Here is a 14,987-nt window from a genome sequence, read left to right as displayed (position 1 = left end):
GCCACCGGCCCCCCACAGACCGGTGGCGCCCGGCGTTCCGGGCCGCGCCTCAGCGCGGCGCGGGCACCAGCCGGACGTCGGCCGCCTTCACATAGGCGACGCGGTGCCCGAACTGGATCTCGTAGTACATCTCCTTGCCCCGCACCACGCGGTGCACGGAGGTGTCGAAGGTCGGCGCGTACAGATACTCGCCCGGCACCCGGTCACCGACCACGTACCGCTGCCCGGCGAGGAGCTTGTACGGGAACACCGCCTGCGCCTGTACGGGTACGCCCGCCGGGTACGCCGACGCCTCCGGGTAGGCCCGCCCGTACACCGGCACCTCGGCCGGCCCCGGCTTCGGCGTCAGCACCGTGCCCTTGCTGTGCACGGCGGTCGGGTGCCGCGCCGGATCGTTGAACCAGGCCTTCTGGCCCAGGTACCAGATTGCCGTCCAGTCGCCCTGCCGCCCGGCGACCGCGTACTGCTGGCCCGTGGTGGCGCGGGCGCCCCCGTCGTTGACGTCGATCGTGGACTCGTCGCCGCCGGGCCGCAGGCCGATGTCCTTGACCAGCGGCGCGCTCTCGGCGGGCGCCGTGTGCAGCCGTACGGCGGCCGAACCGTGCGGCGCGCACGCCTCAGCGGCGCTCACGCACCCGGTGTAGACGGGCTGGTTGGCCGCGTAGTCCGGCCGGATCGTCACCACACCCGAATTCGCGCGCGCCGTCGCTGTGAACGGCTTGCCGAGGAGCTGGAAGTAGTGCGCCCAGTCCCAGTAGGGGCCCGGATCGGTGTGCATACCGGCGATCGTCGTGGCGGTCGTGCCCGGCACGTTGTCGTGGCCGAGGATGTGCTGCCGGTCCAGCGGGATGTCGTAGCGGTCGGCGAGGTACTTCACCAGCCGCGCCGACGTCCGGTACATGGCCTCCGTGAACCAGGCGTCCGGCGAGACGAGGAAACCTTCCTGCTCGATCCCGACCGACTTGGCGTTGGTGTACCAGTTGCCCGCGTGCCAGGCGACGTCCTTGAGCGCCACATGCTGGGCGACATGCCCGTCGGACGAGCGCAGCGTGTAGTGCCACGAGACGTACGTCGGGTCCTGGACCAGTTTGATCGTGGTGTCCCAACTGCCCTCGGTGTCGTGCAGCACGATCGAGTCGACCGACTGGGAAGCGGGCCGGTCCGCCTTGTCGTGGTTGCCGTAGTCGCCGTCGCCGAACTCCTCGTACGGCGCGGGGATCCACTCGCAGGCCACCGTGCGCGGACACTCCACCGGGCCGGTGGCTGCCTTGCGCAGCCCCAGCCGCGTCACCTGCGAGGTGTCGGGCGTGAGACCCGGTGTCGCCGCGAGCGTGACCCGCTGGCCGCTGTCCGTGGTGCGCCGCTCGCCGTCCTTGATCACCGCGAACACGTCGTCGGCGTAGACGGCCGCGGTCGCCGCGTCGTCGGCCCCCGAGAAGCGGGCCACCGCCCCGTACCAGTCGGCGGGATCGCCGCTCGGCGGACGCCCGAGATCCTTCTGCGCCGCGGCGAGCAGCGCGGCGCCGCCGCGGACGTTGGCCTCGGGGGACTGCCGCAGCGTGTCGGCGGGGAGCCCGGTCAGCCGGGCCGCGCTCTCCAGGGTGCGCAGCCGCGCGGGTACGGGCGCGTCCGTCGCACCGGACGGCGTCGCGGCGACCGGCCGTTCCGTCGTACGGGCGGGACGGGACGTGTCGCCCCGCGCGTCCTCGGTGGACTGCGCCGCGCTCCGTACCCCGGCGAGCGCCGTCGTGACATCGGTCAGATGCATCGGGCCGTACCCGCCGCTGACACTCGGCGCTCCGCCGTGCGTGTCCCAGCGGGACTGGAGGTACGAGACACCGAGCAGCACGTCGGCCGGTACCCGGTACTGGCGGGCGGCGGCGGCGAATTCGCGTTGCAGCGCGCCGGAGGCGGGTTGCTCCGCCGGCGCCGAGGGGTCGGCGGCGATCAGAGGCAGCAGCAGCGCGGCCGAGGCCACGACACCCCCGGCTCCGAGTACGCGCCGGGATGTGGCCCGGGTGCGCCGGGGGACGGAACCGTTCAATGCGGCCTCCAGGGACGGCGGTGCGCGAAGGGACCTGCGGGGCCGGAACCCTTTACAGAGGTATCGGCTCCCGAACGTTCCGTCAATCATGCTGAGCGGCAGCGGATTTCGCACGTCAGCGCGCGTGTCACGGAGTTTCGTGGAAACGGCGCCCGGGCCTGCGGCGCTTCAGTGGAGTGAACCAATGAAGGCGCGAGACACGCCCCCCGAAGTTCTCAGGACCGTCCCGCCATGTGGTCGGTCCGCCGGAGAACGCCGCGCGCCCCGTGTGTCGGCACGGGGCGCGCGGCGCGTGTCTCCGGGACGGCAGGTCGGGCCCCCGGAGCGTCATGGGTACGGGCGTCAGCGCGTACCGACCGCCGCGCGAACGGCCCGCCGCGCCAGCGCGCAGTCGTCGTGCAGGCGCCGCAGCAGCAGCCGCTGCTCCTCACCCGTCGCCGGACCCGCCGGCCGGTCCTGCGGATGGACCGCCGAGGACATGGTCCGCGACTGCTGACCGGCCGTCGGCGGCGACGGCTCGTGCATGGCGCGCAGGGCCGCCGTCTCGTACATCCGGATCTCCCGGGTCAGCACGAGCATCAGATTGACCAGGAACGCGTCCCGCGCCGCGGGGCCGTTCGCCTGGGCGAGCTTGCTGATCCGCCGCCGCTCCACCGGGGCGTCGCCGAGCACCGACCACAGCGTGGCGAGGTCGTACCCCGGCAGATACCAGCCGGCCAGCTCCCAGTCGACCAGCACGGGACCCGCCGGCGACAGCAGGACGTTCGAGAGCAGCGCGTCGCCATGGCAGAACTGGCCCTGCGGCTGCCTGCCGCCGGCCAGACCGTGCAGCAGCTTCTGGAGGTCGCCGAGGTCCCGGTCGGTGAACAGACCCAGCTCGTGATAGCGCGCGATCCGCGACGCGTAGTCCAGCGGCGCGTCGAACAGCCCGGGCGCCGGGCGCCAGGTGTTGAGCCGGGCGATCGCGCCGATCACCACCCGTACGTCGGCCCGGGGAGGTGCCTGCACGGGATGGCGGGTGAGCGCCGCCGGACGGCCGGGCATCCGCTCGACCACCAGCGTGCAGTTGTCCGGGTCCGCGGCGACGAGCCGGGGCACCCGCACGGGCGGACGGTGCCGGACGAACGCGCGGTACGCGGCTATCTCGTGGCGGAACCGCTCGACCCAGACGGGGGAGTGGTCCAGCAGACACTTGGCGACCGAGGTGCTGCGCCCGGTGGATCCGACGAGCAGCACGGAACGTCCGCTGCGGCGCAGCACCTGCACGGGGTTGAACTCCGGGCAGATCCGCTGCACGGACGCGATTGCCATCCGCAACTGCGGGCCGTGGGGGCCGGACAAGTCGAGTCTCCCGCTGACGGGTGTTTTGACCGTCCTCTCCCGGTGCTGAACCCGACCGGTGGGGTGGGGATCGAGATACGGTCCGGCGCCGGGGGCGACGGTACGTGGCCGGGGCGGAACGGACACGGGGGACGATGCTGTGTACATGGGCGGTACGGATCCCTTCGTGTGCCGACGAATGACATGCGCCCGCCGCCCCGGCGGCCCGAGACACCCTGGGGAGTGACTCCGAACGCCGGGCCGGGGTTGGCGCGTTCCTACCTGACACCCGGCCGCGGGTGGCACACCATGTGGCGGACCCTGGCGAACCCTGGCGAATAGTCCCGCGGCATCGATGAGGACGTTAGTGTCGGGTCAGCCGAGAACCTGGGGGCTTGACGTGAGCGGCGAACCCAATACCCGTCTGTCGGATCTGTTCGGCCTGGCCGGCTGGTCCAAGGGCGAACTCGCGAGACTGGTGAACCGGCGGGCGGCGGCCATGGGCCACTCTCAACTGGCCACGGACACCTCGCGGGTGCGGCGCTGGATCGACATGGGGGAGACCCCGCGCGAGCCCGTGCCCGAAGTGCTGGAAGCCCTGTTCACCGAGCGGCTCGGTCGTGTCGTGACCATCGAGGACCTCGGGCTCGTACGGAACGGGCGCACGGGGAGACGCCGGACCTCCGGGCCCAACGACGGCCCGGACAACCCCGACGAACTGCCCTGGGCGCCGGAACGCACGGCAGCGGTCCTCACCGAATTCACGGGAATGGACCTCATGCTCAACCGACGCGGCATGGTGGGCGCGGGCGTCGCGCTCACCGCAGGCACCGCACTCAGCAGCGCCATGCACGACTGGCTGCACTCCGACCCCGCACTCGTCTCCGACGCCCCACGGCTCGACGATCCCCTCCAGGCCGACCCCGCGGGGCTCGGCCGTTACGAGGCCGCCCCCATCGGATCGCAGGAGATCGAGGCGCTGGAGCACTCCGTCGAGGTGTTCCGCGCCTGGGACGCCGCCCGGGGAGGCGGGCTCCAGCGCAAGGCCGTGGTGGGCCAGCTCAACGAGGTGGGCGGGATGCTCGCCTACCGCCATCCCGATCTGCTCCAGCGGCGCCTGTGGGGCGTCGCCGCCAATCTCGCCGTACTCGCCGGGTGGATGTCCCACGACGTGGGCCTCGAACCCACCGCCCAGAAGTACTTCGTCATCGCCACCCACGCGGCGCGCGAGGGCGGGGACCGGCCCCGCGCCGGAGAGGCCCTCTCCAGGGCCGCGCGCCAGATGGTCCACCTGGGCCGTCCCGACGACGCCCTCGATCTGATGGAACTCGCCACGTCGGGCTCCGGCGAGGAGATGCTGCCCCGTACGCGGGCCATGCTGCACACCATCGAGGCGTGGGCCCAGGCGTCCATGGGGCGCGGTCAGGCCATGCGCCGCACCCTCGGCGAGGCGGAGGACCTGTTCGTCTCCGGCAAGGACGACGTCGAACCGCCGAGCTGGACGCAGATGTTCGACGAGGCGGATCTGCACGGCATGGAGGCGCTGGCCTTCCGTACGCTCGCCGACCACGAGCCGGCCGCCGCCGGCGTCGCGCAGCACCACGCGAAACGGGCGCTGGAGCTGCGGGCGGCCGGCCGTCAGCGCTCGCAGATCTTCGACTACATCTCGCTGGCCTCGGCCTGTTTCATCGGGGACGACCCCGAACAGGCGGCCCGTTACGCCAGGCTCGCGCTGGTGTCGATGGGGGAGACCTCCTCGCACCGCACCTGGGACCGGCTGCGGGAGATGTACCGGCTCACCGGCCAGTACGCGAAACACGCGAAGGTCGAGGACCTGCGCGCCGAGATCCAGCTCTCGCTGCCCAAGAGTCCCGTACGGCCGCGGGGCGCCACCATCTGAGGCAACCGGCCACGGCTGGGTGTACGGGTACGGCGGGCCGCGGCCCACGGCGCGTACGGCTCAGGCGCCGACCATCGCGACCATCACACACGCGTCGTTCTCGCGTCCTGTCTCACCGAACTCACCGACGACGGCGCTGGCACAGTCCTGCGCGGTGAGCGCTCCGGCCAGTTCCGGTGCCAGCGCCAGCAGTCTTTCCTGTCCGTCCCCGGCGGCGGCGCCGTCGCGGACCAGCCCGTCGGTGTGCAGCACCAGCACGTCCCCGGTCTCCAGCCGGACGTCGGCCTGTTCGTAGACGGCCCCCGAGGTCGCCCCGAGGAGTACGCCGTCCGGAGGTGTCAGCGCGCGCCCCCTCCCGCCGCGGAACAGCAGCGGGGCGGGGTGGCCCGCCTGCGCCCAGGCGAAGGTGCGGGTCCTGGGGTCGTAGCGGGAGCACAGCGCGCTGCCGAGCGCGGGTTGCTCCGCCGTGTCGAGAAGCTGGTTGAGATGGCCGAGGAGCGCGCCCGGCTCGATGCCCGCCACGGCCATCCCGCGCAGCGCGCCGAGCAGCATCGCCATGGTGGAGGCGGCGCTCACGCCGTGACCGGTCAGGTCTCCGACGGTCAACAGGGTGCCGCCGGACGGCAGTTCCAGCGCGTCGTACCAGTCGCCGCCGACGGGCGGCCCCGACGAGGCCGGCAGGTAGCGCGCCGCCAGGCCGAGCGCGGCGGGACCGCTGGGCGACAGCCGGAGCGCGCCGCTTCTCGACGGGAGCACGGCCTCCTGGAGTTCGGCCACCAGCCGGTGCTCGGTCTGGGCGATGTGCTGGCGGCGGTGGAGGGTGTCCTGTGATTCGCGTACGGCCCGCTCACTGCGGCGTAACTCGCTGACGTCACGCATGACCGCCCACATGGAGGCGGTGCAGCCGTTGGCGTCGAGGACGGGCTCGCCCATCATGTGCAGCGTACGGATCTGCCCGTCGGTCCTGATGACGCGGAACTCGCCGTCGATGGGCCTCCCGTCGATCAGACAGCCCGTCACCATGGCGGTGAGCAGGGCCTGATCGTCGGGGAACACCAGATCGGGCAGCTCGTCCAGCGGCAGCGGGCCGCTCCCCGGCGGCCGTCCGAAGATCTCGTACAGCTCGTTCGACCAGCTCACCTCGTCGCTCAGCAGATTCCACTCCGCGCTGCCGACGAGGCTGAGCCGCGCCCCGGGGGGCGCGACGGCGCGCCGGCCCCGGGCTGCGGGAATCTGCCCGCGCCGCCTGCCCGCCTCGTGCGGGGCGCCGGCCTTGAGCTGGTCCAGGTGGGCGCTGAGGGCGTCGAGCTGATCGACCGCCAGATCGCAGAGCGCCCGCTGCCAGCGCCGGAGCGTGTCGTCGTCGTCGGCCGGGGAACCCCGGCGTACGGCGTCCACATCGCCGCGCAGCCTGCGGGCCCGGGTGATGAGTGCGTCGACCGAGCCCCGGTCGGCCGGTGGTGGGGCGGGACGGTCCGCGAACAGAGGGGACGGCATCTCGTACTCCGATACGGGCGCGGCGCTGCGAGGTCTGGATGGTGGACCATGTCGACTGTGGCACAGGCGCGTGGGGGCCGTAAGGCGTTTGGCAACACTCGACGTGGTGGTGTCGGCGGCATATGCCATCGGACGGTCAGCGGCCGGCGGGCTCCTCCTCCATCGCCCGCTTGAGACTACGCAGGGTCGCACGGATGTTGCGCGCCTGGAAGGCGGCGAACGTCTGACCGCCGGTCGCGATCCGGTCGAACGCGTTCGCGACGGCGTCCGGCCAGGAGCGCCGGTCGTCCGTCCAGGTCTCGGTGACCCGGGTGCCGCCGGGGACCGGCTCGAAGCGGTACTCCCAGGTGGCGATGGGGCCCCGCAGCCGGGGCTTGCGCACCCCGATGGCGTGCACGCGGAAGGCGAACCGCTCACCGGGGTCGGCCGCGGTCACCGTGCAGCGGGTGGTCCAGCGGGCCGGGCCGCGCTTGTTGTGGCCCTCGAAGACCATCCCGTTCCAGGTCTCCCGCTCGCCGCCGCGCACGGTCGCCCCGAGGTTCTCCGGACTCCAGCGGCCCATCAGGGACGGTCTGCTGACCTGCCCGTAGACCGTGGAGGGGTCCGCCGCGACAACGATGCTGTCCGAAACGGTGTAGGTACGTGGCATGGGGGCTCCGATCGTCGTTACCCGACAGTAACGTACCGTCGGGCCCGGCCGGTTGACGCACTCGGTCCTCGTACGGCAGGCGAAGGCTCTCATACGGGGGGCAGCCGGTGCAGCGCCCCGAGGAGCTGCCAGATCCGGGCGGCGACGGACTCCGGGGAGCCCCCGACCAGACCGTGCAGCCAGTCGGAGAGCACCCCGGCGAAGGACGCTGCCACCGCCGAGTCGATCAGCTCGGAGGCGGGCGCCCCGGCCAACGCCCTTTCGGTGCGGCTGCGTTCGCGCAGCTCACGGTGGAGCAGCTCACCGAGCGGACCGCCGCCGCCCGGGCGCAGCAGGGTCCGGTACAGCGCGGCGTGCGGCGCGAGACCGGTGAAGAACGCGGTGAGCGCCGGCGGCGCCGTACGCGGGTCGGGCACCCCGCGCCAGGCGTGCAGGGCGTCCACCGCGTCACGCACCACCTCGGCGCAGGCGTCCACCGCCAGCGTCCGCAGATCCGGGTAGTGGAGGTAGAACGTCGCCCGGCTCAGACCCGCCCTGCGCACCAGGGCGGCGACATTGACCTCATCGAACGGCCTTTCGGCGCACTCGTCGAGGAGCGCCTCGCGCAGCCGGTCCCGGGTTCCCGCCGTACGGGTGCCGCCCCCCGGCGCGGCACTCATCCGGCCACCAGGACGGCGGCCAGGGCGAGGGCGCCCGGGAGCGCCTGGGCGAACAGGATGCGCTTGTTGGCCGTGGCGGCCCCGTATATCCCGGCCACCACCACACAGATCAGGAAGAAGATCTGGACGCTGTGTCCCGTCGGGTCGCCGACGACCAGCCCCCAGACGAGCCCGGCCGCCAGGAAACCGTTGTAGAGGCCCTGGTTGGCGGCGAGCGGGGCCGTCGACCGCGCGAGACCGGCGTCGAACCCATGGAGGGCGCGCCCCGGCTTCCGTTCCCAGAGGAACATCTCCAGCACCATGGTGTAGACGTGGAAAGCGGCGACAAGGCCGACCAGGACAAGCGCGGTTGTCTGCACGAGCGGGTTCTCCCGAAGTCACGGAAATGGACAGGTGTCCACGAACTTTAGACACCTGTCCATCGGAGCCCTTCGGCGGGTCCCGCGCAGCCCCCGCTCACCGCTCGCCGGTACGGTCACGGCAGCCGGAACGCGTCGGCCAGCGATTCGATCTGCGCCGCCAGCAGCGTTCCCGCGCTGTGCCCCATCCCTTCGTACTGCCCCGCCACCTCCAGGCTGACCGTGCCGTGGAGCTGCGACCAGACGAGGACGGCCCCGGCGAGCGCGGCGCCCGCCGCCGCGTCTTCCGCCGCCAGTCCGGTGTGCTCCTGGAGCCAGTCGGTGACCGCGCCGTCCGCGCCGTCCGCGCCGGCCCACGCCTCCATCTCCGCCACGAGGGGGCGTACGGAGTCGGACGGGTCACCGGCGGCGAACACCTTCAGGAAGGGGCCGAGCGCGGCCCGCGCGCGTGCCTGGGTGTCCGGCGGAGCCGCGTACCCGGGCAGCGGAGTCCCCTGGATGAGCTGGTAGCGGTGCGGCTGCGCCAGGGCCCAGTCGCGGTAGGCGCCGGCGAGCACCCGCAGCGCCGCGCGCGGGCTCGTACCGGACGTGCCGTCCGCCGCCTTCCCCATGGCCTCGGCCACCTCGTCGTAGGCGTCCCTGATCAGGGCGGAGAGCAGGTCGTCGCGCCCGGCGAAATACCGGTAGAGGGCGGGCCCCGAGAGGCCCATGTCCTTGGCGATCCGGGTCAGCGCCACCGACTGCACGCCTCCCTCGGCGAGCTGCTGGAGCGCGGCCGCCTTGATCTCGGCCCGGGTCTGCTCCCGGTAGCGGGCCCTGGGGCTCTGCGCCGCTTCGGCCATGAGGTCCTCCTGTGCGGTTCGCCGCGATGGTGGTGATGGTCTCTAGTGAATGTTAATCACCCTGTCGAGACGGACCTTTCACCGCTCTTGCAATGCTTCATCGCAAGAGTTACGGTCAATAACAGAAGTGAGGGTGCAACCCCAACCGGGGAGGGCGCCACTCGGTCCGAACGAGAGGGAATCGTCATGTCCGCTGCGACAAGCAATCTCCACGTGGTCCTGGGCTCGGGCCCGGCCGGTACCGCCCTCGCCGCCGAACTCGCCGGCCGCGGGCGCGGCGTACGACTGGTCAACCGCTCCGGCGAGGGCGAGCCCCTCAAGGGAGTCGAGCGGTACGCGGCGGATGTGACCACACGGGACGGCGCGCTCGCCGCCGTGGCCGGCGCCGCCGTCGTGTACCACTGCGTGAACGTCGCCTACCAGCTCCAGCTCGACGTACTGCCCCGGGTGCAGGAGGCGTTGCTCGCCGCTGTCGAGAGCGCCGGTGCCCGGCTCGTGGTGCTCGACACGCTGTACCCGTACGGCGAGACGCACGGCGAGGTCATGACCGAGGACAGCCCCTGGCGCGCGACCTCACGCAAGGGAAAGCTGCGGGCCCGGCTCGACGAGGCGTACCTCGCGGCGCACCGCGAGGTACGGGTGGCGGTCGTACTCGGCAGGGCGGCCGACTTCGTCGGGCCGCGCGTGCTCAACTCGACGCTGGGCGGGGCCGTCTTCCCGCCCGCGCTGATGGGCGGAGAGGTTCCCGCGCTGGGCGACATCGGCCTGCGCCACAGCTACACGAGCATCGCCGATGTGGCCACCGGCCTCGCCACCCTCGGCGAGCACCCCGAGGGCGACGGGCGGGTCTGGCACCTGCCCACGGCGCCCGCCGTCACCACCCGGGAGATCTTTGCGATGATCGAGGAGCGGGTCGGCGCCCCGCTCACGACGGTCCCTCTCGCCGAGGCGCGGCCCTTCGGCCCGTTCGACGAGGAGTTCATGAACGAGTACGCGGAGATGTTCTACCAGCACACCGAGACACAGATCATGGACTCGTCCGACTTCGAGCGCACCTTCGGCGTCGGCCCCACCCCGCTCGCCCGCACGCTGGACGACACGCTGGACTGGTACCGCGAGCTGATCGGGCAGGCGCCGAGGAGCTGACGGGGTGGCGGTACGGATCGGGGCCCCCGGGACGAGTCGTCCCGGGGGCCCCGACGCGTACGGTGCCCCGTACGGTCACCAGATCGCTTCCGCCCATTCGGGGTGGTCGACGAACGGGTTGCGGTTGTGCTGGTACTGGTCGTATATGACGTCGTTGCGGTGCTTCTCGAAGGTGTCCGGCGGATCCTCGTCGTTCCACTGCTCCAGGACGGACAGCTTGCCGATCGCCGGCTTCGAGCCGTTGCCGACCTGGTCGTTCGGTTCGAGGTCGGGGAAGGCGTCGTCACCCTCGTACCTGACGGCCATGTAGAGGATCATGCGGGCGATGTCGCCCTTGACCGCGTCGCGCGGCTCGAAGGAGTCGCTGTCGGTGAAGTTGCCGGGCGCTCCGGCGACCGGGCTCCCGCCGTTGTCGAAGTCCTTGTTCCCGCGTACGGAGTTGACCCCCACCTCGCTCGGGCGCAGATGGTGGATGTCGGTGCCGGGGCCGGTCGAGGTGCCGAAGTCGCCGTGCGACTTGGCCCACACGTGTTCGCGGTTCCAGTCGTCGGCGTTGCCGCCGCTGTCCGCCTTCGACTGGGAGCGGCCCGTGTAGAGGAGGATCACGTTCGACGGATTCGCGGGGTCCTCGTCCGTGTCCTTCAGCGCCTCCCACACCTGGCTGTAGGTGATCTTCGTCTGGTCGCTGATGATCGTGTGCAGGGCCGACTTGAGAGCGGGACCTGTCTTGCCGAGTGCGTCCTGGTAGTACGTGTCGTCGAGCGTGCCTGCCGGGGTGGCGGCGGGCGCGGCTGCCGCGATGGTGGCGAGCGCCGCTGTGGCGGCGCCGAGGGCCAGCAGCAAACGCCGGGTGGGACGTTGGCGACGGGACATGAAGGGCGAGTCCTCTCGGGGGAAACGAGTCAGCCGGAGCCTCGCACAGGCTTCACGCCCAGGTGTGAACATCGAGCACTCATCATGTGCAGGTCAAATGGCGGCGAAATCGGCCCGCCGGGCGTCCGGTTGCGGAGGACTTGCGGCCCTTTGGTTGTGCGGTGACTGTGAATTCACTCAACTTTGGTCCATACCACCTCCTTGACGGTTCCCCGTAGCCTCCCTTAAATCAAGTACGGCTCAAATGTCATACACGTTCCCCCCACGAAGCGATGTGATGACCAGTGAAGAACTCATGGCGCCGGCGTACGGCGCTCTACGCGAGCACACTGCTCTGCTGCGGCGCCGCACTTGCCGCGATCCCCACCGGAGCGTCCGCCACACCCACCCCCCACACCGGGTCAGCGGCCGCCGCCACCTTCTCCGACGACTTCGACGGCGCAGCCGGCTCGGGCGTCGACGGCTCCAAGTGGCAGACGGAGACCGGTGACGGTGTCAACAACCACGAACGGCAGTACTACACGGCCGGCAACAGCAACGCCGCGCTCGACGGCCAGGGCCACCTGGTGATCACCGCGCGCAAGGAGAACCCGGCCAACTACCAGTGCTGGTACGGAGCGTGCGAATACACCTCCGCCCGGCTCAACACGTCCGGCAAGTTCACGTCCCAGTACGGGCACGTGGAGACCCGGATGAAGATCCCGCGCGGCCAGGGCATGTGGCCGGCGTTCTGGATGCTGGGGGACGACCTCGGCAGTGTCGGCTGGCCGAACAGCGGCGAGATCGACGTCATGGAGAACGTCGGCTTCGAGCCCAACACGGTCCACGGCACCATCCACGGCCCCGGATACTCGGGCGACAAGGGCATCGGCGCCGGCTACTCGCTGCCCGGCGGCGCCGCCTTCGCCGACGACTTCCACACCTTCGCCGTCGACTGGGCGCCCGACTCCATCAAGTGGTCCGTCGACGGGAACGTCTACCAGACCCGTACGCCCGCCGATGTCGGCGGCAACCAGTGGGTCTTCAACAAGCCGTTCTTCGTCATCCTCAATCTCGCGGTCGGCGGCTACTGGCCCGGCGACCCCGACGGCAGCACCGCTTTCCCGCAGCAACTCGTCGTCGACTACGTGCATGTCACGACCGGCAACAGTGCGGCGGCCAACAGGTAATCGCTCCTCACGCCCGCACCCGCCCGTGGACTCCGGTCCGCGGGCGGGTGCCTTGTCAGAAGTGGACAGTGAACTCCCCACATGAGCCTTTCACTTACGAGCGCCCGGACCCCCTGGAAACACCTCAGACCCTTCGCCGTCGCCGTGGCCTGCCTCAGCACGGCCCTGATCGGCGCGGTCGCGCCCCAGCAGCACGCCCAGGCGGCGGCGCCGACCGCGGCTGAAAGCACGCCCGCGCCCAAGGCCGCCGCGGCCGTGCCCACCGGCTGGGTCGATGTCGTCAACAAGGGCAGCGGCAAGTGTGTCGACGCGGCGGCCGCCGCCACCGCCAACGGCACCGCCGTACAGCAGTACACCTGCAACGGCTCCCTCGCCCAGCACTGGAGCTTCACCTCCACCGGCAACGGCCGGTTCAAGGTCGGCAACCGCAACGCCGCCGACCAGGTCTGGGATGTGAAGGACGTCTCCACCGCCGACAACGCGCCCATCCAGCTCTGGCTCTTCAGCAACGGCGCCAACCAGCAGTGGCAGCCGGTGGAGGAGGCCGACGGCGCCTACCACTTCGTCAACGGGCTCAGCGGCAAGTGCCTCGACGTACCGTCCGCCTCGACCTCCGACAGCGTCCGGCTCGGCCAGTTCACCTGCAACGGCTCGGCGGCCCAGTCCTTCCGGCTGACACCGGCCGACCCGCCCCCGCCGGCCGGCACCCCCGATCTCGGCCCCAACGTCACGGTCTTCGACCCGTCGATGCCGGCGGCGACGATCCAGAGCAAGGTCAGCGCCGTCTTCAACCAGCAGGAGACCAACCAGTTCGGCTCCCAGCGCCAGGCCTTCCTGTTCCGCCCCGGCAACTACAACGTCGATGTGAATGTCGGCTTCTACACCCAGGTCGCCGGACTCGGCCTCAACCCCGACGACGTGAACATCAACGGAGCCGTCCACGCCGAGGCCGACTGGTTCCCGCCGCAGAACGCCACCCAGAACTTCTGGCGCAGCGCCGAGAACCTCTCGGTGACCCCCACCGGCGGCACCGACAGGTGGGCGGTCTCGCAGGCGGCGCCGTACCGCCGTATGCATGTCCGGGGCAACCTCGCCCTGGACGACGGCGGTTGGGCCAGCGGCGGCTTCATGGCCGACAGCAAGATCGACGGTCAGGTCAGGTCCGGCACCCAGCAGCAGTGGCTGTCGCGCAACACCGAGTGGGGAAGCTGGAGCGGCTCCAACTGGAACATGGTGTTCGTCGGCGCGAAGAACGCCCCGGCGGGCAACTTCCCCAACCCGCCCTACACCAGGGTCGACCAGACCCCGCAGGTGCGTGAGAAGCCCTTCCTGTACGTCGACGCGGCCGGCGCCTACAAGGTGTTCGTACCCGCGCTGCGCGCCAACTCCTCGGGCACGACGTGGGCGGGCGGCGCCCCCGCGGGTACGTCCATCCCGCTCGACCAGTTCTACATCGCCAAGCCGGGCGCCACGGCCGCCGACATGAACGCGGCCCTCGCCCAGGGCAAGAACCTGCTGATCACCCCGGGTGTCTACCATGTGAACCAGCCGCTGAACGTGACGCGCCCCGACACCGTCGTCCTCGGTCTCGGCCTCGCCACGATCATGCCGGACAACGGGGTCTCGGCGATGAACGTCGCCGACGTCGACGGGGTGAAGATCGCAGGACTGCTCATCGACGCCGGCCCCGTCAACTCCCAGCGGCTGATGACGGTCGGCCCCGACGGCTCGAACCAGAGCCACGCCACCAACCCCACCTCGCTGCACGACGTGTTCTTCCGCATCGGGGGCGGCGGTGTCGGCAAGGCGACCACCAGCCTCGTCGTCAACAGCCGCAATGTCATCGGTGACCACATGTGGCTCTGGCGCGCCGACCACTCCACCGGGGTCGGCTGGAACTCGAACACGGCAGACACCGGCCTGATCGTGAACGGCGCCGATGTCACCATGTACGGGCTGTTCGTCGAGCACTACCAGAAGTACCAGACCATCTGGAACGGCAACGGCGGCAAGACGTACTTCTACCAGAACGAGATGCCCTACGACCCGCCCAACCAGGCGGCGTGGATGAACGGCAGTACGCAGGGCTACGCCGCCTACAAGGTGGCGGACAGCGTCACCAGCCATCAGGCGTACGGGCTCGGCAGCTACTGCTTCTTCTCCGCCAACCCGTCGGTGACCGCCGAGCACTCCTTCGAGGCGCCCAACAACCCCGGTGTGCGGTTCACCAACATGGTGTCGGTGTCACTGGGCGGTACGGGCACCATCCGGCATGTCATCAACGACAGGGGAGGCCCGGCCAACTCGTCGTCGAACGTCGCCAACCTGACCAACTACCCCTGACCTTAGGGGAGATGGATCGGGACGCCGGTACGGCCCAGGGCCGTACCGGCGGTTCCGGCTGCCCGGCGCGGGGCTGATCAGGGGGCTCACGGAGCGGCGCCGACCGGCGGCGCTCACGAGGCGGGCTCGACCTCCAGGAAGCGGCGCCTGCGCGGCCCCCGGTAGAGCAGCGCCTCCCACCCCAGC

12 protein-coding genes are annotated in these 14,987 nt (G+C 71.1%); 4 read left to right on the top strand and 8 right to left on the bottom strand.

The genetic code is table 11. The features are described 5' to 3' along the window. Nucleotides 1–49: 49 nt before the first annotated feature. Both QR77_RS01160 and QR77_RS01155 read right to left on the bottom strand, forming a co-directional pair. Nucleotides 50–1,978: an N-acetylmuramoyl-L-alanine amidase gene (locus QR77_RS01160; protein WP_040027063.1), complete on the bottom strand. Its 1,929-nt coding sequence runs from the start codon at nt 1,976–1,978 to the stop codon at nt 50–52. A gap of 408 nt (nt 1,979–2,386) precedes the next feature. Further along, entirely contained in the window at nt 2,387–3,532 is a 1,146-nt protein-coding gene (locus tag QR77_RS01155; RefSeq protein ID WP_052488441.1) for an aminoglycoside phosphotransferase family protein, read from the bottom strand. A 232-nt stretch (nt 3,533–3,764) separates the two neighbouring features. Here QR77_RS01155 and QR77_RS01150 point away from each other — a divergent pair, with 232 nt between their 5' ends. Then, nucleotides 3,765–5,264 (top strand): hypothetical protein, encoded by a 1,500-nt coding sequence (locus tag QR77_RS01150; RefSeq protein ID WP_040019249.1) that lies wholly within the window; start codon nt 3,765–3,767, stop codon nt 5,262–5,264. A 60-nt stretch (nt 5,265–5,324) separates the two neighbouring features. Here the strand turns inward: QR77_RS01150 and QR77_RS01145 are convergent, their stop codons facing one another. From QR77_RS01145 to QR77_RS01125, 5 genes are all read right to left on the bottom strand, one after another. Continuing rightward, complete coding sequence (locus QR77_RS01145) at nt 5,325–6,761, bottom strand: SpoIIE family protein phosphatase (RefSeq protein WP_040019248.1); 1,437 nt, start codon at nt 6,759–6,761, stop codon at nt 5,325–5,327. 136 nt (nt 6,762–6,897) lie between these two features. Further along, the gene (locus QR77_RS01140) at nt 6,898–7,410 is read right to left on the bottom strand and encodes an SRPBCC family protein (protein WP_040019247.1); all 513 of its coding nucleotides are present in this window, start codon (nt 7,408–7,410) and stop codon (nt 6,898–6,900) included. 89 nt (nt 7,411–7,499) lie between these two features. Further along, nucleotides 7,500–8,069, bottom strand: coding sequence for a TetR/AcrR family transcriptional regulator (locus QR77_RS01135; protein ID WP_040019246.1), 570 nt, complete (start codon nt 8,067–8,069; stop codon nt 7,500–7,502). After that, nucleotides 8,066–8,428 (bottom strand): DUF1304 domain-containing protein, encoded by a 363-nt coding sequence (locus tag QR77_RS01130; protein WP_040019245.1) that lies wholly within the window; start codon nt 8,426–8,428, stop codon nt 8,066–8,068. The genes QR77_RS01135 and QR77_RS01130 overlap by 4 nt, the downstream gene beginning before the upstream one ends. 116 nt (nt 8,429–8,544) lie before the next feature. Next, a complete protein-coding gene (locus tag QR77_RS01125; protein ID WP_040019244.1) occupies nt 8,545–9,270 on the bottom strand; it encodes a TetR/AcrR family transcriptional regulator in 726 nt (241 codons plus the stop codon). A 186-nt stretch (nt 9,271–9,456) separates the two neighbouring features. Between QR77_RS01125 and QR77_RS01120 the strand changes: the two genes are divergently transcribed. Then, nucleotides 9,457–10,416, top strand: coding sequence for an NAD-dependent epimerase/dehydratase family protein (locus QR77_RS01120; RefSeq protein ID WP_040019243.1), 960 nt, complete (start codon nt 9,457–9,459; stop codon nt 10,414–10,416). A gap of 75 nt (nt 10,417–10,491) precedes the next feature. On the opposite strand, the gene QR77_RS01115 is transcribed toward QR77_RS01120, so the two are convergent. After that, entirely contained in the window at nt 10,492–11,289 is a 798-nt protein-coding gene (locus QR77_RS01115) for an endonuclease (RefSeq protein WP_040019242.1), read from the bottom strand. Nucleotides 11,290–11,573: 284 nt separating this feature from the next. Here QR77_RS01115 and QR77_RS01110 point away from each other — a divergent pair, with 284 nt between their 5' ends. Both QR77_RS01110 and QR77_RS01105 read left to right on the top strand, forming a co-directional pair. Then, nucleotides 11,574–12,458 carry a glycoside hydrolase family 16 protein gene (locus QR77_RS01110; RefSeq protein ID WP_040019241.1) on the top strand — a complete coding sequence of 295 codons (885 nt, stop codon included), beginning with the start codon at nt 11,574–11,576 and terminating at the stop codon, nt 12,456–12,458. Between the two features lie 81 nt (nt 12,459–12,539). Continuing rightward, nucleotides 12,540–14,801: an RICIN domain-containing protein gene (locus QR77_RS01105; protein ID WP_078876410.1), complete on the top strand. Its 2,262-nt coding sequence runs from the start codon at nt 12,540–12,542 to the stop codon at nt 14,799–14,801. Nucleotides 14,802–14,987: the final 186 nt, after the last annotated feature.

Origin of the sequence: Streptomyces sp. 150FB (assembly GCF_000818195.1) — a bacterium.
Lineage (GTDB): Bacteria > Actinomycetota > Actinomycetes > Streptomycetales > Streptomycetaceae > Streptomyces.
This window is presented reverse-complemented; position numbering and strand designations above follow the sequence as displayed.

Bases quoted from the DNA above. Each gene is read 5' to 3' on its own strand.
- QR77_RS01120 (WP_040019243.1), top strand. From the start codon at position 9,457: ATGTCCGCTGCGACAAGCAATCTCCACGTGGTCCTGGGCTCGGGCCCG.
- QR77_RS01145 (WP_040019248.1), bottom strand. From the start codon at position 6,761: ATGCCGTCCCCTCTGTTCGCGGACCGTCCCGCCCCACCACCGGCCGAC.
- QR77_RS01125 (WP_040019244.1), bottom strand. From the start codon at position 9,270: ATGGCCGAAGCGGCGCAGAGCCCCAGGGCCCGCTACCGGGAGCAGACC.
- QR77_RS01155 (WP_052488441.1), bottom strand. From the start codon at position 3,532: ATGTACACAGCATCGTCCCCCGTGTCCGTTCCGCCCCGGCCACGTACC.
- QR77_RS01115 (WP_040019242.1), bottom strand. From the start codon at position 11,289: ATGTCCCGTCGCCAACGTCCCACCCGGCGTTTGCTGCTGGCCCTCGGC.
- QR77_RS01140 (WP_040019247.1), bottom strand. From the start codon at position 7,410: ATGCCACGTACCTACACCGTTTCGGACAGCATCGTTGTCGCGGCGGAC.
- QR77_RS01135 (WP_040019246.1), bottom strand. From the start codon at position 8,069: ATGAGTGCCGCGCCGGGGGGCGGCACCCGTACGGCGGGAACCCGGGAC.
- QR77_RS01105 (WP_078876410.1), top strand. From the start codon at position 12,540: ATGAGCCTTTCACTTACGAGCGCCCGGACCCCCTGGAAACACCTCAGA.